Source organism: Pseudomonas sp. PDM16 (assembly GCF_014851865.1).
Lineage (GTDB): Bacteria > Pseudomonadota > Gammaproteobacteria > Pseudomonadales > Pseudomonadaceae > Aquipseudomonas.
Genome location: NZ_JACVAM010000004.1, coordinates 428,487 through 445,670 on the forward strand (window position 1 = coordinate 428,487; position 17,184 = coordinate 445,670).

General features: G+C 62.5%; 18 protein-coding genes. 7 read left to right on the top strand and 11 right to left on the bottom strand.

The genetic code is table 11. The features are described 5' to 3' along the window. Positions 1–20: 20 nt before the first annotated feature. The 6 genes from IB234_RS16825 to IB234_RS16850 form a co-directional block, all read right to left on the bottom strand. On the bottom strand, positions 21–1,019 hold the full coding sequence (locus IB234_RS16825; protein WP_192319953.1) for a two-component system response regulator: 999 nt from the start codon (positions 1,017–1,019) through the stop codon (positions 21–23). After that, on the bottom strand, positions 1,019–4,708 hold the full coding sequence (locus tag IB234_RS16830) for a PAS domain S-box protein (protein ID WP_192319955.1): 3,690 nt from the start codon (positions 4,706–4,708) through the stop codon (positions 1,019–1,021). Before IB234_RS16830 ends, IB234_RS16825 begins: the two co-directional genes overlap by 1 nt. 190 nt (positions 4,709–4,898) lie before the next feature. Beyond that, positions 4,899–6,818, bottom strand: coding sequence for a molecular chaperone HtpG (gene htpG, locus IB234_RS16835; RefSeq protein ID WP_192319957.1), 1,920 nt, complete (start codon positions 6,816–6,818; stop codon positions 4,899–4,901). Positions 6,819–6,912: 94 nt separating this feature from the next. Continuing rightward, a complete protein-coding gene (locus tag IB234_RS16840) occupies positions 6,913–8,172 on the bottom strand; it encodes an MFS transporter (RefSeq protein ID WP_192319959.1) in 1,260 nt (419 codons plus the stop codon). Positions 8,173–8,211: 39 nt separating this feature from the next. Further along, a complete protein-coding gene (locus IB234_RS16845) occupies positions 8,212–8,658 on the bottom strand; it encodes a PaaI family thioesterase (RefSeq protein WP_192319961.1) in 447 nt (148 codons plus the stop codon). Next, positions 8,658–9,119, bottom strand: a complete 462-nt coding sequence (locus IB234_RS16850) for a PaaI family thioesterase (RefSeq protein ID WP_192319963.1) — start codon at positions 9,117–9,119, stop codon at positions 8,658–8,660. The genes IB234_RS16845 and IB234_RS16850 overlap by 1 nt, the downstream gene beginning before the upstream one ends. 143 nt (positions 9,120–9,262) lie before the next feature. Between IB234_RS16850 and IB234_RS16855 the strand changes: the two genes are divergently transcribed. Beyond that, complete coding sequence (locus IB234_RS16855) at positions 9,263–9,529, top strand: hypothetical protein (RefSeq protein WP_192319965.1); 267 nt, start codon at positions 9,263–9,265, stop codon at positions 9,527–9,529. Positions 9,530–9,656: 127 nt separating this feature from the next. Further along, on the top strand, positions 9,657–9,947 hold the full coding sequence (locus IB234_RS16860) for a hypothetical protein (RefSeq protein WP_192319967.1): 291 nt from the start codon (positions 9,657–9,659) through the stop codon (positions 9,945–9,947). 48 nt (positions 9,948–9,995) lie between these two features. On the opposite strand, the gene IB234_RS16865 is transcribed toward IB234_RS16860, so the two are convergent. Next, complete coding sequence (locus IB234_RS16865; RefSeq protein ID WP_192319969.1) at positions 9,996–10,406, bottom strand: MAPEG family protein; 411 nt, start codon at positions 10,404–10,406, stop codon at positions 9,996–9,998. Positions 10,407–10,699: 293 nt separating this feature from the next. Here IB234_RS16865 and folE point away from each other — a divergent pair, with 293 nt between their 5' ends. Beyond that, on the top strand, positions 10,700–11,263 hold the full coding sequence (gene folE, locus IB234_RS16870) for a GTP cyclohydrolase I FolE (RefSeq protein ID WP_192319971.1): 564 nt from the start codon (positions 10,700–10,702) through the stop codon (positions 11,261–11,263). Between the two features lie 48 nt (positions 11,264–11,311). On the opposite strand, the gene IB234_RS16875 is transcribed toward folE, so the two are convergent. After that, entirely contained in the window at positions 11,312–11,659 is a 348-nt protein-coding gene (locus IB234_RS16875) for a GFA family protein (protein ID WP_192319973.1), read from the bottom strand. 165 nt (positions 11,660–11,824) lie between these two features. Here IB234_RS16875 and IB234_RS16880 point away from each other — a divergent pair, with 165 nt between their 5' ends. Next, entirely contained in the window at positions 11,825–12,196 is a 372-nt protein-coding gene (locus tag IB234_RS16880; RefSeq protein ID WP_192319975.1) for a glutaredoxin domain-containing protein, read from the top strand. A 39-nt stretch (positions 12,197–12,235) separates the two neighbouring features. On the opposite strand, the gene IB234_RS16885 is transcribed toward IB234_RS16880, so the two are convergent. Next, positions 12,236–12,838 carry a glutathione S-transferase family protein gene (locus IB234_RS16885; protein ID WP_192319977.1) on the bottom strand — a complete coding sequence of 201 codons (603 nt, stop codon included), beginning with the start codon at positions 12,836–12,838 and terminating at the stop codon, positions 12,236–12,238. Positions 12,839–12,840: 2 nt separating this feature from the next. After that, positions 12,841–14,019 carry a PLP-dependent aminotransferase family protein gene (locus IB234_RS16890; protein ID WP_192319979.1) on the bottom strand — a complete coding sequence of 393 codons (1,179 nt, stop codon included), beginning with the start codon at positions 14,017–14,019 and terminating at the stop codon, positions 12,841–12,843. Positions 14,020–14,101: 82 nt separating this feature from the next. On the opposite strand from IB234_RS16890, the gene IB234_RS16895 reads away from it, so the two are divergent. Then, complete coding sequence (locus IB234_RS16895) at positions 14,102–14,554, top strand: MarR family winged helix-turn-helix transcriptional regulator (protein ID WP_192319982.1); 453 nt, start codon at positions 14,102–14,104, stop codon at positions 14,552–14,554. A gap of 1 nt (position 14,555) precedes the next feature. Here IB234_RS16895 and IB234_RS16900 read toward each other — a convergent pair whose 3' ends face one another. Continuing rightward, the gene (locus IB234_RS16900; RefSeq protein WP_192319984.1) at positions 14,556–15,197 is read right to left on the bottom strand and encodes a hypothetical protein; all 642 of its coding nucleotides are present in this window, start codon (positions 15,195–15,197) and stop codon (positions 14,556–14,558) included. A gap of 138 nt (positions 15,198–15,335) precedes the next feature. Here IB234_RS16900 and IB234_RS16905 point away from each other — a divergent pair, with 138 nt between their 5' ends. Then, complete coding sequence (locus IB234_RS16905; RefSeq protein WP_192319986.1) at positions 15,336–15,950, top strand: LysE family translocator; 615 nt, start codon at positions 15,336–15,338, stop codon at positions 15,948–15,950. Continuing rightward, complete coding sequence (locus IB234_RS16910) at positions 15,950–17,155, top strand: benzoate/H(+) symporter BenE family transporter (protein WP_192319988.1); 1,206 nt, start codon at positions 15,950–15,952, stop codon at positions 17,153–17,155. Before IB234_RS16905 ends, IB234_RS16910 begins: the two co-directional genes overlap by 1 nt. Positions 17,156–17,184: the final 29 nt, after the last annotated feature.

A 17,184-nucleotide genomic window follows, 5' to 3' on the forward strand; every position in this document is an offset into this window, starting at 1 on the left:
TGTAATCAATCGCAATAGATCTACTCCATCTCGGCCCAGCGCTCCTTGATCTCCAGGATTGCCGGCATCTGGGCGAGAAACAGCTCCACCAGCTCAGGGTCGAAATGGTTGCCGCTCTCACGGCGCAACAAGGCGACTGCCTCTTCTACCGACCAGGCTGGTTTATAGGGACGCACGCTGGTAAGGGCGTCGAACACATCGGCAATGGCGACGATGCGTCCCTCCAGCGGAATCTCCGTACCTTTCAGGCCATTTGGATAGCCGCTGCCATCCCACTTCTCATGGTGCGTCAGCGCTATGCTGCGAGCCATCCGCAACAGGCGTGAATCATGCTCGCCGATGATCTCGGCACCAATCTGTGCATGGTTGCGCATGACCGCCCACTCCGAGTCGTCCAGCTTTCCAGCCTTCTGCAGGATGGCATCGGGGATACCGATCTTGCCCACGTCATGCATTGGAGCCGCATTGAGCAGATCATCGGCCGCTCTCTCGTCCAGGCCGACAGCCCTGGCCAGGATATGGGTGTAATAGCTCATGCGAATGACGTGCAGGCCGGTTTCGTTGTCCTTGTACTCCGCCGCCAGGCCGAGGCGCTGGACGATCTGCAGGCGTGTCTGGTGCAGTTCGTCGACTCGTACCAGCGACAGATGGGTGCGCACCCTCGCCCGCACGATGGGCGGGCTCACCGGTTTGGTGATGTAGTCTACAGCGCCGACCTCGAAGCCCTTGGCCTCATCATCCACATCGGCCAGCGCAGTCACGAAGATCACTGGAATGGCTGAGGTACTAGGCTGGGCCTTCAGGCGAGTGCACACTTCGTGGCCGGTCATGCCTGGCATCATCACGTCGAGCAGGATCAGCGCCGGGCTCTCGCGCTCGGCCAGTTCCAGCGCCTTTTCACCGTCCTTGGCGAACAGCAGCCGATAATCGTCCTGCAGGATCTGCCGCAGCACCTGTAGGTTGGTCGGCTCGTCATCCACCAGTAGCAGTTTCGGGCGGGCGTCGGGGGTGTTGCTCATCAGATGTTTGCTCCGGCCTTCTGCTCCAGCCAGCCGAACAGGTCAGCCAGCAGTGCATCGGCACGCTCGAATTCGAAATCGTCTATCGCCCCCTCCAGGGCTTCAGCCCGCGCCTGCTGCGTCAGCGCCGCCAGCGAGGAAACCAGGTGTTTCAGGGCCTGCTCGTCCAGTTCGCCGTGTTGCAACGCGGTACGCAGCTGTTTCACCAGGGCCAGCAGTTCGTCCGTGGACAGTGTGTCGGCAGCGTCGAACTCCACTGTAGCCTCGGACTCCGGCAATTGCGGCAGGAGATCGATCAGCGCTTTCGACAAATTGGCCAGCAGCTCCTCCACCGAGGCCGGTACTGCCCCCTTGAGCGCATGCTCCAACTGGCCGGCCAGACGACTGGTACGCAGCAGGGCCAGGTTGGCTGCGGCGCCGCGCAGGCGGTGGACCAGCTCAATGGCCGCCAACTGCTCGCCCCCGTGCAGCAAACGTTCGACCTGGACACAGCTGCCCAGATGCTCGTCAAGGAAGCGGCGGATGGCCGCCACCATCGCCACATCGTTCCCCCATAATTGCAGGCCTCGCACCCAATCGATATCTACGTCGGGATGGTGCTCAACAGCTGAGCTCGGCTCATGCGGTGCGGTCTGCACCCCGATGACATGCGCGATCTCGGCCAGAAGCTTGTCCATCTCCAGTGGCTTTGAGGCAAAGCCGTCCATGCCCGCCTCACGAGCGGCCCGACGGTCCTGCTCCAGTACGCTAGCGGTCAGGGCGATGATGGGCGTCGCCGCAAGACCATTGGCCTGCTCATGCTGGCGGATGCGCCGGGTGGCCTCCAGGCCGTCCAGGCGCGGCATCTGCACATCCATCAACAGGACATCGAACTGGCCATCGACGAATGCGGCCACGGCCTGCTCGCCATCGTTGACGGTGGTGACGTGATGGCCCAATGCGCTAAGGGTCAGGCTGAGCAGCTCGATATTCTGTGGTACGTCATCGGCAGCCAGGATCTTCAGCACCGGCAGTGCCGCGCCCCTGATTTCGACTTTGTCCGACTGGGCCTCACCGGCCTGCAGCGGCAGGTGCACATGGAATACGCTGCCCATGCCCAGGCGACTCTCCACCGTGATGCGCCCGCCCATCAGCTCGGTAAGCTGACGAGCAATGGTGGTCCCCAGCCCGGTTCCTCCGAAGCGCCGGCTCATGGATGCGTCGGCCTGGGCGAAGGGGTCGAAGATACGCTGCAAGCGATCATCGGCGATGCCGATGCCACTGTCTCGAACGGAGAGCTCTACCCTACCCGGCTCGCCGCTCACCTCCAGGCGCACCCAGCCGGTTTCGGTGAACTTCACCGCGTTACCCACCAGATTGGTCAGCACCTGCTGGATGCGCAGCGAGTCGCCCTTGAAGTGATCACCGAGGCTTGTCTGATAATCCAGGCTCAGGCTCAGGCCCTTGGCCTCGGCGCCTAGACGCAGTGAGTCGCAGACCTGCTCGCACAGCTCGCGCAGGGAGAAATCCATGTGCTCCAGCTCAACCGCCCCCCGTTCGAGCTTGGCGGTATCGAGAATGTCGTTGAGCAGACCAAGCAGCGAGCGTGCCGACTGTCGCACAGTACTCAGGTGGCGGCGCTGCTGTGTGTCGAGACGGGTGCCAAGCAGCAGTTCGGTGAAGCCGATGATGGCGTTCATCGGCGTGCGGATCTCATGGCTCATGTTGGCCAGGAAAGTGGTCTTCGAAGCCGCGGCCTGCTCAGCGTGCTCCTTGGCGTTGCGCAGGGCTTCCTCCATCTCCCGCCGTTCGCTGAGGTCGGTCGCGAACTTGATCACCTTGAACGGCTCGCCATCGGCATCGAAGATCGGGTTGTAAGACGCCTGGATCCACACCTCGCGGCCGCCCTTGGCCAGCCGCAGGTACTCGCCGCTGTCGAGTTCGCCACGCGACAGCCGCTCCCAGAAGTCGCAGTACTCAAGGGTGTCGACGTATTCCTGCTCGCAGAAGATGCGGTGATGCTGGCCCTGGATCTCTTCCAGCTCGTAGCCCATCAGATCGAGGAAGTTGCGGTTGGCGTTGAGCACATGACCCTGCAGGTCGAACTCGATGACCGACACGGCACGGTTGATTGCGTTCACCGTGCCCTCGAACTCGGCGTTGCGCAGTTTGCTCTCGGTGATATCCAGCATGACACCGTCGATCCAGCGCGGTACGCCGTCCTCGTCGGTCATGCCGCTGCCTCCCTCCCAGACCCATACCTCACTGCCGTCCTTTCGAATCAGGCGGTATTCAACCTGATAGCTGCGACCGGCCAGCACGGCCTCGCGCACCGGATCGTTGATCCGCGCCTGATCGTCCACATTGATCAGCTCGGTGAAGAAGCGCCGGCCCGCGATGAACTCCGCCGCCGACCAGCCAGTCAGTGCTTCCACCGCATCGCTGACGAACACCATGCTCCAGTCGTTATCCAGGCTGCAGCGGAACGCGACGCCCGGGATGTTGCCGATCAGTGAGCGGTATTGCCGCTCGCTCTCACGCATCGCCCGCTCCATGGCAATGCGCTCGCTGATATCGCTGATGAAGCCGACGAACAGCGTCTTGCCCGGCAGCCTGGCATGGCCGACAGCCAGGCGGATCGGCAGCTCGGTTCCGTCCTTGCGCAGCAACTCCACCTCACGGCTACCACCAATGATCTGGCTGGTACCGGTATTGAGTAGACGCGGCAGGTAGTCCGCCATGCCCTGCCGATAGGATTCGGGAATGACCTTGTCGATGTTCTGGCCGATCAGGTCGCGCTTGTCCCAGCCATACAGGCGCTCTGCGGCGGCGTTCATGCCCTCGATCACACCTTGGTCATCGATGATCACCACGCCGTCCACTGCCGTTTCCAGGATCGCGCGCAAACGCGCCTCGTTGCCCTGTATCTGGAAGAACAGCTGGCGATAGCGCAGCAGTCCATTGACCCCAGCCACGAAGATCGTCAGCGAGACGGTGATCAGTGCGACCGCCAAGGCCAGGAAAAGGCTGTAGTTGCCCTCCCCCGTGATCGGCGCGGCAACGCCGACGAACCGCGCCGCAGCCATGCCGGTGTAGTGCATGCCACTGATGGCTAGGCCCATGACCAGGCCGCTGACCATGATTGCCTTACCGGAAGACAGCTTTCCACGCAGGCCGAAGCGCACCCACAGGGCGACAATCGCCAGGGCCACGGCCACCAGGATCGACAGCGCAAAGATTTCCGGGTCATAACGCAGCAGTGGCGACATGCGCATCGCGGCCATGCCGCTGTAGTGCATGGCACCGATACCGGCGCCCACCAGTACGCCACTGCCAATCAATTGGAGTCGCGTGACCTTGCGCATGGCCAGCAGTTGCAAGGCCACCCACGAAGCGCCCAGGCTCGGCAGCAACGACAGTAGCGTCACCCCCGGCGAATAGCTGACCGGCGAGCACAGCTGGAACGCCAGCATGCCAATGAAGTGCATCGCCCATACGCCACCGCCCAGGGCCAGCGAACCGGTGAGCAGTGCCGTCTGCCGGTAGAAGGTGTTCTTGCTCAGACGCGCCATGCCCGCCACCTGCAGGGCCATGCCCGACGTGAAGGTGGCGATGGCCAGCGACAGCAGCACCAGCCAGGGGTTGTAAGTCCCCTGCAGCAACAGGCTGGGATCGGCGTTGTCGAGGAAGAACGTGGTCAGATAATTCATGCAGGCACCAGCGACGACCCAGGGCGCGGGTCACCGGAACGACAGGTGAGAAAGCGGGGTTCACGCAGAGCCTAGCCTACCGGGCGTGACGCATCGGTCAAGCTCAATAATGGCACCGCGCCAGTAGAATCGACCGGAGGTAGAAACGACGAGGCCCGCCGAAGCGGGCCCCGTGGCAGCAAGCTATGGGTCAGGCGGAGAGCTCGACCAGCAGCTTGTTCAGACGCTGCACATAGGCGGCCGGGTCCTTCAGGCTGTCGCCAGCGGCCAGGGCGGCCTGGTCGAAGAGGATGTGCGACAGGTCGGCAAAACGATCTTCGTCGGCCTCGGCATCCAGCTTCTCGATCAGCGGGTGCTGCGGGTTGATCTCGAAGATCGGCTTGGCGTCCGGTACCTTCTGCCCGCTGGCTTCGAGGATCTGGCGCATCTGCAGGCCCAGGTCCTGTTCACCAATGGCGAGGATTGCCGGCGAGTCAGTCAGGCGATGCGACACGCGCACCTCGGCGACCTGCTCGCCCAGCGCGCCCTTGAGGCGCTCCAGCAGCCCTTCCTTGGCCTTGGCCACTTCTTCCTGAGCCTTCTTGTCCTCTTCCGAGTCCAGCTTGCCCAGGTCCAGGTCGCCACGCGCCACGTCGACGAAGTGCTTGCCGTCGAACTCGGTCAGGTAGCTCATCAGCCACTCGTCGATGCGGTCGGTGAGCAGCAGCACTTCGATGCCTTTCTTGCGGAAGACTTCCAGGTGCGGGCTGTTCTTGATCTGCGCAAAGGTCTCGCCGGTGAGGAAGTAGACCTTGTCCTGGCCTTCCTTCATGCGGCCGATGTAGTCGGCCAGGCCCACGGACTGCTCGCCATCGTCGCCCTGGGTGGAGGCGAAGCGCAGCAGGCCGGCGATTTTCTCCTTGTTGGCGAAGTCTTCCGCCGGGCCCTCCTTCAGCACCTGGCCGAAGGCCTTCCAGAACTGCTTGTACTGCTCGGGCTCGTTCTTCGCCAGCTTCTCCAGCATGTCCAGCACACGCTTGGTCAGTGCCGACTTCATGGCGTCGATCACCGGATCCTTCTGCAGGATCTCGCGGGAGACGTTCAGCGACAGGTCGTTGGAGTCGACCACGCCCTTGATGAAGCGCAGGTACAGCGGCAGGAACTCGTCGGCCTGATCCATGATGAACACGCGCTGCACGTACAGCTTCAGGCCCTTCGGCGCTTCGCGCTGGTACAGGTCGAACGGCGCGCGGCCCGGCACGTAGAGCAGCGAGGTGTATTCCAGCTTGCCCTCGACCTTGTTGTGGCTCCAGGACAGCGGGTTCTCGAAGTCATGGGCGACGTGCTTGTAGAACTCCTGGTACTCCTCGTCCTTCACCTCGGTACGGCCGCGGGTCCACAGCGCGCTGGCGCGGTTGACGGTCTCCCACTCCTGCTCGGCCGGCTTGTCGGCCTCTTCACCGTGCTCTTGAGAAGAGATGGGGTCTTTCGGCAGTTCGATCGGCAGAGCAATGTGGTCGGAGTACTTCTTGACCACGTTGCGCAGGCGCCAGCCATCGGCGAACTCTTCTTCGCCACTCTTCAGGTGCAAAACGATGCGAGTGCCGCGCTCGACCTTGTCGATAGTGGCGACTTCGAAGTCGCCCTCGCCCTTCGACGACCAGTGCACGCCTTCGCTGGCCGGGCTGCCGGCGCGACGGGTGAACACGTCGACCTTGTCGGCAACGATGAAGGCCGAGTAGAAGCCGACGCCGAACTGACCGATCAGGTGCGAGTCCTTCTTCTGGTCGCCGGTGAGGTTCTTCATGAAGTCGGCGGTGCCGGACTTGGCGATGGTGCCGAGGTGCGCGATCACTTCCTCGCGGCTCATGCCGATGCCGTTGTCTTCGAGGGTGACGGTCTTGGCGTCCTTGTCGAAGCTCAGACGGATCTTCAGCTCGGCGCCGCCTTCGAGCAGCTCCGGCTTGGCCAGCGCCTCGAAGCGCAGCTTGTCGGCGGCGTCGGAGGCGTTGGAGATCAGCTCACGGAGGAAGATTTCCTTGTTGGAATACAAGGAATGGATCATCAGGTGAAGCAGTTGCTTCACTTCGGTCTGGAAGCCCAGGGTTTCTTTTTGAGTTTCCACACTCATGGTCGTCGAACTCCACATGCATGACAGGCCGCGTGATTGCGGCGGATGTCATACAAATGGGGAGTTCAAGAGAGATTTCAAGGCCTTGGAGAAATCACGGCTCCAACAATTCGATCCTGGCGATCTCTTCCGGCTTGAAACTGAAGCTGGCTTGGCCGCCACCGACGCCTAACTGCTGGCTCAGACGGATACTCCCGTCCGTGTCCACACCGATGAAGCGACCTTCCACCGTGCCGCCGCCGGCCTTGCTCACGCGCATGGCGAGGGTGCGGTACTGCTCAGGGTTGCGCTGCAGACGCGGCAGCGAGAAACGCTGGCGGCGGTCCAACGCAGGGCGCGCAACCTGCACCACTGGAGCCGCCGCCTCCGTAGCGGCTACCGGTTTGGCCGTCTCTACGGCTCGAGCCTCGGCCAGCGTCGGATAGTTGTCGCCTTGCACCTGCCAGCCGCGCGAGCCTTTCTCCAGTACCAGCTCCAGACGCTGTTCACTGCCATTGACCTTGGCCTGCACGCTCAACGGTAACCGATCGGCGGGGAAGCCCACTTCGGGCAGCGCGGCCAACTGCACCAGACGAGTAGCGAACCGCCGCTGCAAATGGTCCTCGACGACTTTGGTCAGGGTCTCGCGAGAGTCGAAATGGGTGTCCAGGCGACCATCCTTATAACGCAGGCGGTCGGCGAACAACTCCAACTGTCCACTCAGGCCGGTCTGGAAGGATGGTGGAAGCACCAGGTGGAAGTCGCCGTGCAGCTTGTTCGGCGGCAGCACCTGCAGGTCAAGGTGCAAGGTATAGCCCTTGTTCAGCCGGCGTGCCTCGGGCAGATCCTGCTCGGGGAGCAACCAGCTGATCTCGACCTCGGGCAGTTGACCTTCGTCCTCAGGAAGCACATCCAGTTTCACTGGCGCCTTCGGCTGCGTCTGCGGCAGGCGAATCTTCACCTCGCGTCGAGCAAAGAAATCCTCACCCTCTCGCAGGCTGAGTACGCCGTCGACCAACTCGGCATATTGCGGGGAGAACGGTTGGCCATTGAGCTCTCCATACAGGCGTATCTGCAGCTCGGCCGGCGCTGCAGGCGGCTCCTTGAGCCATCGCAGACTGAGAATGGCCTCCAGACGCGCGGCATCCTGGGTGGCCATCAGTACCATGCCCACCACCAGGGGAATAACGCCCAGCGCCGCAAGCCCGACGGCGTTGCGCGCAGTACGCCAATGGCGCAGCACGTAGATCAGTGTGATAGGTGGAATCAGGCTACCCCACCCCCACAGCAGGCTGGTGGAGAAGGCCCGCATGACCAGCCAGACCAGGCCGGAAAGAATCAGCAGCAGGCCGCCGAGGATCAACAGCGCATCCATTCGGTATTCCTTGTCGTTATTCGATGGCCCGCCGCATCATCAGGGTTCATCGACCTTGAAATGGGCGCGAGCCGTGGCGATGGGTTCGCTCTGGCTTGTCTGCCAGGCCGTGATGGCGACGTTGGCCACCCGGCGACCCTGGCGCCAGACCTGGCACTGGGCATAGGTGTCACGATAATGACCGGCGCGCAGGTAATCTATCGAGAAGTCGATGATTTTCGGCAAATGTGGGATGCCCATGAACATCAGCAGATGAAGCATGGCCGAGTGTTCCATGAATCCGGCGATGACACCCCCGTGCAGCGCCGGCAGAGTCGGGTTGCCAATGTTGTCCTTGTTGGCCGGCAGGCGGAAGACCATGTCATCACCCAAGCGCAGGCACTCAACACCGATCAGGCGCGCATATGGGATCAGCCCTATCAAGGAGTCATAGTCGTTCTTCTCGCGTGCTTCGCGTACCAGAGCATTGAAGTTGGGCGCGTCCATCATACGTTCCCCCGCCCGGAGTTCTTCAAGTCGCCGGGTTTGCCCATGCGCATAAAAGCACCGACCACATGGGCGATCGGCTCAGACGGATCATCCTGATAGGCGTAGCCACGAGTGAAGATCACGTTCTCGGTCACCCGGTAGCACTCGGCGAAACCGTATACATCCTTGTACGGCTCAGCCGGATGCATGTAGTCGATACGCAGATCGAGGGTCGGACATATCTCGAACTCTGGCAGCACGCAGACGGTAGAGATTCCGCAGGTAGTGTCCATCAGCGTGGTGATGGCGCCACCGTGAATGACGCCGCTCTCGGGGTTGCCGATGATGCGGGGGCTGTACGGTAGGCGCAGGGTCAGCCCGTCGGGCGTAGCCTCATGCACGCTGATGCCCAGCACCTGACCATGGCGCAGTGCCGAAAGAAACCGCTCGGCACGCAGCAGAATGGAGTTGTCGCTCATCGTCGATACCTCGTGGCGATGGGGAAAGCCGAGCATGATAGCGTCGCCGTCGAGCTCGATACAGCCACAGCAAAAACAGTCTGAACCATCTCCTGCGGCCTCACCTCGAAACACCGATGGCCTTATCCACAAGGAGAATCCCCATGCACAAACCCCTTGCCTATGCGTTCATGCTCGCCGCCACCCTTGGTCTCGCCGCCTGCGACAAACCCTCGGAAGACAAGGCCGAAGAGGCCCGCGAGGCCCAGTCAGAAGCACGTGAGTCGCTGAAAGATGCTGCCGAGCACAGCAATGATGCAGCCCGCGCGGCAGATGAGGCCGCTCAGGAGCGAGCCAAGGAAAATGGGGCACCACCCGCCGCCCCCACCATGCCGACCACTCCACCGCCTGCCGGCCAGCAACAGCAATAGCGATTCCGACGACAATGCCCACGCCAGTCGCGGGCATTGTCGTATCTGGAACTTCCTTCCTGCCGCTTCGCTCCAAGCGATACGGATGCAGCACTTACCGCATTCGCATCGACAAGGAGATCAAACCGTGCAAAAGCCGCTTACCTATGCCCTGCTCCTCGCCATGGCACTTGGCCTGGCAGCCTGCGAAAAGACCCCGGAAGACAAGATGGAGTCAGCCAAGGAGGATGTTTCCGAAGCCATTGAATCGATAGGAGATGCCGTCGAGAACACTGGCGAAGCTGCCGAGAAGAAGATCGATCAAGCCACTGGCCATGAGCCGACTACCGGGGAGCGACTGCAGGACGCGGCCGATGATGCAGCCGACGCCATGGAGGATGCTGGCGACGAAGCCAAGGATGCCATCGACGGTCGCTGACCTAACCTCTCTTAACCCACAAGGCCCGCTATGCGGGCCTTGTTCGTTTCAGGGCATGACCAGCAGCCAGCGTATGGCCGGGCTCAGCATGAGCAGCAGGCAGCAGACCAGAGCGACGGTCCAGACCAGCGAGCGCTGCCAGGCCAGATCCCGCCAGTAGAACGCCAGGTACAGTACGCGAGCGACAATGAATAGAATCGCCAGCAAGTCGACCCACCAACCGAAGACCTCGGTGGTATGAGCCATCAGCACTCCGGCGGCGAACAGCGGGAACATCTCGATGCTGTTGAGGTGCGCCGCGTGCGCCCTTGCTCCTAGGCCGGTCAGTCGAGCCTGCTGGGCCCGGGGGTTATGGTTGTCGTAGCCACCGGATTCGGCGTTCATCGCACGAGCGACGGGCAGCTTGGCGGCATAGATCAGCAGCGCCGCGATAAACACACACCAAAACGGAATACTCATTGCCCCTTCTCCTTCGGCTCCTTGGCCGCTTACCGTGTTTGCACGCCATCAAGGGCGCAACAGCGCACCCCTATGTCCTTCGAGCCGCTGGGCTTGTCGCTTGTTACAGATAAATTGAACGCCTCGCCCCGCCGACAAGCCCCTGCGCGACTATGAGTTCGATGACAGGTATGATGCTGCGCTCAATTGCCTGCGTGACCACTGCGAGTGCGTCCAGCCCCGCGCGTGGTGCCAACTATCCGGGTTAGAGAGCCTGGACAGTACCGAACTATTCAAATAGCCCTGGAAGCCCCATGGAATCTAGCACTCAGAAACTGGCCCAGCAGTACACCGCGATCCTCGGCCAACTCGGTGAGGATGTCTCCCGCGAGGGCCTGCTCGACACCCCGAAGCGCGCCGCCAAGGCGATGCAGTACCTCTGCCGTGGTTACCAGCAGACCCTGGAGGAAGTCACCAACGGCGCGCTGTTCAGCTCTGACAATAGTGAAATGGTGCTGGTAAAGAACATCGAGCTGTATTCGCTGTGCGAACACCATCTGCTGCCCTTCATCGGCAAGGCGCATGTGGCCTATATCCCCAGCGGCAAGGTACTGGGCCTGTCGAAGGTCGCGCGCATCGTCGACATGTATGCCCGCCGCCTGCAGATCCAGGAAAACCTCAGCCGGCAGATCGCCGAGGCCGTCCAGCAGGTCACCGGTGCACTGGGCGTGGCCGTGGTGATCGAGGCTCAGCACATGTGCATGATGATGCGTGGCGTGGAGAAGCAGAACTCGTCCATGGTCACCTCGGTCATGCTCGGCGAGTTCCGCGAGAATGCCGCCACCCGCAGCGAGTTCCTCAGCCTGATCAAGGACTGAACCTCCGTGCGGTAAAGAAAGCCGGCCTCGCGCCGGCTTTTTCATGTTTCAGTGGTCGCGGCCGTTCCACGGCACGATGGGCAGACCCGATAGGTCTACGCCATCCAGGCAACGCGCATTCACCGCGGCCATCAGTCGCCCCTCCGGCCCCGGTGCCTCGCTGAACGGCGAGCAACCACACACGTCGCAGAAGTGATGGGCAATCTTGAGGGTGTTGAAGCGATAGGTCGGCAGATCGCCATCCGGCGACTTCAGTTGCAGCTGGTCACGACCAACGAACCAGAGCAGGCCGCCACGCTTGCTGCACAGCGAGCAGTTGCACTCGGTCAGACTGTCGATCTCGCCACTCACGCTGAAGCTGATCTTGCCGCAGTGGCAACTTCCCTGGTGGCTCATGGCAGGCACTCGCATGTGGTTCGGACAGTGGCAAGCTAGTTCGCCAGTCACCGGCTCGCCAGCGCAAGCGAAGAAAATCGACGGCGAGTCGATACCCGGCGCTGCCAAGGTCGAGCAACTGGGGTACCCTGCCGCCCCTTTTCATCATTCCAGGAATGACCGGCGATGCTCATCAAGGCACTGCGGATCGGCCTCGGCCAGATCATCATCTTTCTCGACTTCATCACTCGTCCGCGCAAGCTGCAGCGCAGCCCCGAGGCTCAGGCACAGGTCGAGCACGAAGCTGCCGGTTTGTCGCTGTATCAGTTTCACGCCTGCCCGTTCTGCGTGAAGACACGCCGCGCCCTGCATCGCCTGAACGTGCCGGTGGTGCTGCGTGACGCGAAGAACGACGAAGCTAGCCGTCAGGAGCTGCTGGAACAGGGCGGTAAGGTGCAGGTGCCATGCCTGCGCATAGAAGAGTCGGCCGGGGTGCGCTGGCTTTACGAGTCAAAAGCCATCGCCGCTTACCTGGGCGAGCGCTTCGCCGCTCGTTAGGTAATGGAACGGGCGGTCTTGAGACCGCCCGAGCAGCACTCAGCCAAGCATGGGCGCGTGCTGAGGATGGCTGGCAACGCGGTCGAGCCAGGCATTGATCGCCGGGAAAGCCGCCAGGTCGAAGCCGCCCTCATGAGCCACGTGGGTGTAGGCATACAGGGCGATATCGGCAATGGTGTACTGCTCGCCCACCAGGTACGGCGTGCGCTGCAGCTGCTGCTCCATCACCTTGAATGCCTTGTAGCCGCCCTTGTGGCATTGCTCATACTCAGCGCGACGCTCTTCCGGCAGCCCCTGGTAGAGCTGGATGAAGCGCGCCACTGCCACATAGGGCTCATGGCTGTATTGCTCGAAGAACTGCCACTGCAGCATCTGCGTGCGCAGGCGTGGTTCGGTGGGGATGAATGCGCTGCCATCGGCGAGGAAGTTGAGGATGGCGTTGGACTCCCAGAGGAAGGTGCCATCCTCCAGCTCCAGCACCGGAATCTTGCCATTGGGATTCTTGGCCAGGAATTCCGCGGTCTGGGTCTCACCCTTGAGGATGTCGATCGGCAGCCACTGGTACTGGTGGCCAAGCAGATTGAGCATCAGCTTGACCTTGTAGCAGTTGCCGGAACGGTAATCGCCGTAGACCTTGAGCATATCTATTGCCCTCCCTGAGCGTCGAGAGCGCCTTGTGCTTCACGGATGACGGCAGCCAGGCGGCGCAGACCTTCGCCCAGCTTTTCCGGCGGCACATGGCTGAAGTTGAGCCGCAGATGGCCAGGGTTGGCATCCGGCTCGGTGAAGAACGGCTCGCCCGGCATGAAGGCGACGTTCTGCGCCATGGCCGGTTGCAGCAGCGTACGGGTATCCAGCTTGTTCTTGAGGGTCAGCCAGAAGAACAGGCCACCCTGGGGCACCTGCCAGGTGGCCAGATCACCGAAATGCTCTTCCAGCGCCACCTGCATGGCATCGCGGCGTACGCGGTAGAAGTCGCGCAGCTCGGCCAGATGGGCCTGGTACTTCTCGGTGCCGATCCATTGCAGCGCCTGCCACTGGCCGATGCGGTTGGTGTGCAGGTCGGCAGCCTGCTTCAGGCGCAGCAGGTGCGGGAACAGGTCTGGGCTGGCGATCAGGAAACCGACGCGCAGGCCCGGCAGCAGGGTCTTCGACACGGTACCGGTGTAGATCCAGCTGGCGCGCTGCAGGCGGCTGACGATGGGCGTGGCGCTGCCGGCGTCGAACACCAGCTCGCGGTACGGCTCGTCCTCGATCAGGGTGACGTTGAACTCGTCGAGCAGCGCCGCCACGGCATCGCGCTTGGCCTCGCTGTAGCGCACGGCGGACGGGTTCTGGAAGGTCGGAATCAGGTAGGCGAAGGCCGGTTTGTGCTGCTGCAGGCGCTCGCGCAGGGCCTCCAGCTCAGGGCCATCGGCTTCCTGCGGTACGGTGATGCAGTCGGCACCGAACAGCTGGAAGGATTGCAGCGCGGCCAGGTAGGTCGGCGCTTCCACCAGAATCTCGGTACCCGGATCGATAAACAGCTTGCTGGCCAGATCCAGGGTCTGCTGCGAGCCGCAGACGATCAGCACCTGACTGGCATCGCACTTCACACCCAGCTTGTTGGCCTCGGCGGCGATGGCCTCACGCAGCGCCGGCTCGCCCTCGCTCATGCCGTACTGGCCGATGGAAGTCGGCATCTCGCTCCAGTCCACCTTCGGCAGCATCGGCTCGGCCGGCAGGCCTCCGGCAAAGGACATCACTTCCGGACGTTGCGCCGCAGCGAGAATTTCACGGATCAGGGAGCTTTTCAGGCGGGCAACGCGTTCAGAGAAGGCCATGGGAGTCACCGGTAGCACAGGCAGGATAAATTGGGTCAAACTGTTTGACCGAAACTACGACGGCCAGGACGGATACGTCAATATGCTTGACCTTAAAAAGCCAAGTTCCCAGCAAGCCGCCATGGAAGCCTTCTTCTTCGGCTACCAGGCCTTCACCGCCAAGCCGGACGAGATGCTGGCGCGCCGTGGTCTGTCGCGCGTGCATCACCGCATCCTGTTCTTCATCGCCCGTCACCCCGGGCTGAGCGTGAAGGAGCTGCTCGGCTACCTAGGCGTGACCAAGCAGGCGCTGAACACGCCGTTGCGGCAGCTGCAGGAAATGTCGATGGTCGAGAGCGTGGCCGCCAGCGACGACAAGCGCAAACGCCAACTCGGCCTTACGGCCGCAGGCGCCAAGCTGGAGCAGGCTTTACGCCGCGAGCAATCAAGGCTGCTGGCGAAGGTGTTCAAAGAGGCCGGCGAGCCAGCTGTACAGGCCTGGCTGGCAATCAACCAGGCACTGGGCAAGGCTCGCTTTGTTGGCGTCGAGACCTGAGTCAGGCCGCCTGACAGCCCTCAAGCTCCTTGGCGCCGCGGAAGAACACCACGGCTGATGCAACGGTGCCGGCCAGCAGCGGGATAATGGCCAGAAGTATCAGAATCACCGTGGCGGCCATGATACCGCCAGCGATCTCCAGCCAGGCCATTACCCGTACGGCAGGATATGGATCTCTCACCTTCAGCAGCATGGCACCCAGCCAGATCGTTGCCAGCCCCATCAGCGCCAGCAAACCGAAGTAGATCATCGCCTGCCAACCCAATCTCATGAAGATGGCATCCCCCCACACCCAGTGCAGTATCTCGCTCAGTGCACTGGTGACAATGATCAAATACACCGATGCGGTCAGCTTGGTGGCAGCGAACCGCTGCTCCAGAAACGCTTTAAAACGCAGCAGTAGATAGCATCCCAGCATGGTCGATGATGTCCCCAGCCAATCTCCGACCTTGCCCGCTGTACTGGCCTCCTCTCCTCCTGAGAAAAAGGCAGCAATCAGCGCCACGACCGTAGCGGTCACCGTTGCCAGGCTCAGCCAGCCCAGCACCTGCAACTGCCCAGCACTCCACCCCGGCAACTTCTGCGGCGCTTGCTTATCGATCAATGCAACCTGAGGGGCGGCATAGGGATTGTTCGGGTCCATGGCAAAACATCCTTATGATGGGAACAGTCTCCATTACCTAGGCAGTCCTCAAAAACTGTACCGACGATTGTCGATGTCGCTGTATCGCGACGCCCAGGCGAGCTGCGCATAGGCTGCCAGCATCCACGGAGAACTGCCATGACCTCGGAATTGCTGATCGCTTTCGTACTCTTCGCCTTCGTCACCTCGGTGACGCCTGGCCCCAATAACATGATGCTGCTGGCGTCCGGGGTGAACTTCGGCGTGCGCCGCAGCGTGCCGCACATGCTCGGCATCAGCCTGGGCTTCATGGTGCTGGTGGCGGCCGTCGGCCTGGGCCTCGGTCAGTTGTTCGAACAGTTCCCACCGCTGTATACCGCGCTGCGCTACGGAGGTGCCGCCTACCTGCTGTACCTGGCCTGGAAGATCGCCGGCTCCGGCGCTCCAGATGCGGACGGCAAGAGCACAGGCAAGCCCTTTACCTTCCTTCAGGCCGCGGCCTTCCAGTGGGTCAATCCCAAAGCCTGGATCATGGCCATCGGCGCCATTACCACCTACACCCCGCAGGAAGGCTTCCTGGTCAACGTGCTGCTGATCGCCGCGCTGTTCGCCCTAGTCAACTGCCCCAGCGTCGGCCTGTGGACGGTCGCCGGCAGCCTGCTGCGCCGCTGGCTGGACAAGCCGCGCGTGCTGCGCGCGTTCAACATCGGCATGGCTTTGCTGCTGGTGGCCTCGCTCTACCCTATCCTGATCGACGTCAAGGGAACCTTCTGATGAGCAACGTCACGGAAGCCATGGATACCTCGCGTCGCCTGCGCCCTCTCGCCGACTCCTCGCCCTCCGCCGTGGTGGCCGGTTTCGTCTCGGCACTCACCGGCTATACCAGTTCGCTGGTGCTGATGTTCCAGGCCGGCCAGGCAGCCGGGCTCAGCGCCGCGCAGATTTCCTCCTGGCTGTGGGCACTGTCGATCGGCATGGCCATCTGCACAATCGCTCTGTCGATACGCTACCGCACGCCGGTGGTAGTAGCCTGGTCGACGCCGGGCGCTGCCCTGCTGATCACCAGCATGCCGGGCGTGAGCTATCCAGAAGCGGTCGGCGCCTTCGTCATCTGCGCCCTGCTGCTCAGCCTGCTCGGTCTGTCCGGCGCCTTCGAGCGGGTCATGCGCCATTTGCCCGCCTCGCTTGCGGCTGCACTGCTGGCCGGCATCCTGTTCCGCATTGGCAGCGAGATCTTCATCGCCGCGCAGACCAGCACCACGCTGGTGCTGGCGATGTTCTTCACCTTCCTGCTCGGCAAGCGTCTGGCGCCACGTTACGCAGTGCTCGCCGCACTGCTGGTCGGTGGAGTGACGGCAGCCGTGTTGGGCATGCTGGACTTCAGCCACCTCAAGCTGGAAGTGGCGGTGCCGGTGTGGACCACGCCGAGTTTCTCCTTTGCCGCAGCCATCAGCATCGGTATTCCGCTGTTCGTGGTGGCCATGGCCTCGCAAAACATCCCTGGCCTGGCCGTGCTGCGGGCCGACGGTTATGACGTACCGCCATCACCGCTGATCGCCACCACCGGCATCGCCTCGCTGCTGCTGGCGCCATTTGGCTCCCACGGCATCAACCTGGCCGCCATCAGCGCGGCCATCTGCACTGGTGCCGAGGCCCACGAGGACAAGCGCAAACGCTACACCGCCGCCTTGTGGAATGGCGTGTTCTGCGGCATCGCCGGGATCTTCGCCGCCACCCTGGCCGCGTTGTTCACCACCCTGCCCAGTGCCCTGATCCTGTCCATCGCAGCGCTGGCCCTGCTCGGCTCCATCGGCAACGGCCTGGCCCAGGCGATGAACGCCCCGGCAGAGCGCGACGCCGCGCTGATCACGTTCATGATCACCGCCTCGGGCATGACCCTGCTGGGCATCGGCTCGGCCTTCTGGGGGCTGGTCGGCGGCGCGGTCACCCTGCTGATCCTCAACTGGCGCAAGCGCTGATTCATTTCCCGAACACCTTGTTCGCCCAT

Excerpts from the sequence above, each read along its gene's own strand:
- IB234_RS16825 (WP_192319953.1), bottom strand. The coding sequence starts at position 1,019 with ATGAGCAACACCCCCGACGCCCGCCCGAAACTGCTACTGGTGGATGAC.
- IB234_RS16830 (WP_192319955.1), bottom strand. The coding sequence starts at position 4,708 with ATGAATTATCTGACCACGTTCTTCCTCGACAACGCCGATCCCAGCCTG.
- htpG (WP_192319957.1), bottom strand. The coding sequence starts at position 6,818 with ATGAGTGTGGAAACTCAAAAAGAAACCCTGGGCTTCCAGACCGAAGTG.
- IB234_RS16840 (WP_192319959.1), bottom strand. The coding sequence starts at position 8,172 with ATGGATGCGCTGTTGATCCTCGGCGGCCTGCTGCTGATTCTTTCCGGC.
- IB234_RS16845 (WP_192319961.1), bottom strand. The coding sequence starts at position 8,658 with ATGGACGCGCCCAACTTCAATGCTCTGGTACGCGAAGCACGCGAGAAG.
- IB234_RS16850 (WP_192319963.1), bottom strand. The coding sequence starts at position 9,119 with ATGAGCGACAACTCCATTCTGCTGCGTGCCGAGCGGTTTCTTTCGGCA.
- IB234_RS16855 (WP_192319965.1), top strand. The coding sequence starts at position 9,263 with ATGCACAAACCCCTTGCCTATGCGTTCATGCTCGCCGCCACCCTTGGT.
- IB234_RS16865 (WP_192319969.1), bottom strand. The coding sequence starts at position 10,406 with ATGAGTATTCCGTTTTGGTGTGTGTTTATCGCGGCGCTGCTGATCTAT.
- folE (WP_192319971.1), top strand. The coding sequence starts at position 10,700 with ATGGAATCTAGCACTCAGAAACTGGCCCAGCAGTACACCGCGATCCTC.
- IB234_RS16875 (WP_192319973.1), bottom strand. The coding sequence starts at position 11,659 with ATGAGCCACCAGGGAAGTTGCCACTGCGGCAAGATCAGCTTCAGCGTG.
- IB234_RS16880 (WP_192319975.1), top strand. The coding sequence starts at position 11,825 with ATGCTCATCAAGGCACTGCGGATCGGCCTCGGCCAGATCATCATCTTT.
- IB234_RS16885 (WP_192319977.1), bottom strand. The coding sequence starts at position 12,838 with ATGCTCAAGGTCTACGGCGATTACCGTTCCGGCAACTGCTACAAGGTC.
- IB234_RS16890 (WP_192319979.1), bottom strand. The coding sequence starts at position 14,019 with ATGGCCTTCTCTGAACGCGTTGCCCGCCTGAAAAGCTCCCTGATCCGT.
- IB234_RS16895 (WP_192319982.1), top strand. The coding sequence starts at position 14,102 with ATGCTTGACCTTAAAAAGCCAAGTTCCCAGCAAGCCGCCATGGAAGCC.
- IB234_RS16900 (WP_192319984.1), bottom strand. The coding sequence starts at position 15,197 with ATGGACCCGAACAATCCCTATGCCGCCCCTCAGGTTGCATTGATCGAT.
- IB234_RS16905 (WP_192319986.1), top strand. The coding sequence starts at position 15,336 with ATGACCTCGGAATTGCTGATCGCTTTCGTACTCTTCGCCTTCGTCACC.
- IB234_RS16910 (WP_192319988.1), top strand. The coding sequence starts at position 15,950 with ATGAGCAACGTCACGGAAGCCATGGATACCTCGCGTCGCCTGCGCCCT.